Origin of the sequence: Mesorhizobium sp. M7A.F.Ca.US.014.04.1.1, from assembly GCF_003998745.1 — a bacterium.
GTDB classification, from domain to species: domain Bacteria; phylum Pseudomonadota; class Alphaproteobacteria; order Rhizobiales; family Rhizobiaceae; genus Mesorhizobium; species Mesorhizobium ciceri.
In genome coordinates this window covers 1-742 of the sequence record NZ_RZRW01001256.1, presented here as the reverse complement: position 1 = coordinate 742, position 742 = coordinate 1, and the positions used below count along the sequence as shown (strand labels likewise).

The window sequence follows — 742 nt, the reverse complement described above, 5'->3', positions numbered from 1 at the left end:
GGCGGGAGATGTCATCGGCATGATCGGACCCGGTGGCGGCGACGCTCCGGTGGCGCAGACCTTGCTTCTGCTCGGCGACGACACAGCACTTCCCGCCATAGGCAGGATTCTGGAAGATCTGCCGCCGTCAACACGCGCTGAGGCGCTGATCGAGATCGATGGGCCGGACGACCGGATGGCGCTGGCGCAAGGGGATAATATCGACATCACCTGGCTTTACCGGCACGGCCGCGAGGCCGGCACCGCGGGCCTGTTGTCCGCCGCCTTGCGCGAGCGCAAGCACATGGCGCTTGCCGACGGCCTGTACGTCTGGGTCGGTTGCGAATTTGGCGATTTCCGGGAGATCCGCAAGATCGTGCGCAAACAGTGGGGCCTGCCGCGCGACCGCCACCTGGTTACGGCCTACTGGCGCCGGGACGCGCACAGCGTGGGCGAGGGCGGCGAGGACTAGCCGCTGCCTATTGCCTGACGCTTCTCGCCACCAGCCGCGCGACGCTCGGGCCGATCAGCAGCACGATCAGGAAGCGTGCTGATTGCAGCGCCATGACGAAAGAGATGTCGACGTTCTGCGCTGCTGCAGCGATGATGGCGATGCTGTCCATGCCGCCGGGGCTGGTCGCCAGATAGGCGGTCAGCGGATCGATGCCCAGGAGATGGCTGATCATGAAGGCAAGGCCGCCGCAAAAGGCGATCAAGGCCACGATCGAGGCGATGATATGCGGCAAGGCGCGCGCCGCATGGC

General features: G+C 66.2%; 2 protein-coding genes. One reads left to right on the top strand and one right to left on the bottom strand.

Features of this window, described 5'->3' with window-relative positions; translation table 11 throughout:
* A partial coding sequence (locus EOA22_RS35925; RefSeq protein ID WP_164756297.1) for a siderophore-interacting protein occupies positions 1-451 on the top strand: 451 nt, incomplete at its 5' end.
* Positions 452-458: 7 nt separating this feature from the next.
* Here EOA22_RS35925 and EOA22_RS35920 read toward each other — a convergent pair.
* The coding region (locus EOA22_RS35920) for an AbrB family transcriptional regulator (protein WP_164756296.1) at positions 459-742 on the bottom strand (284 nt) is incomplete at its 5' end.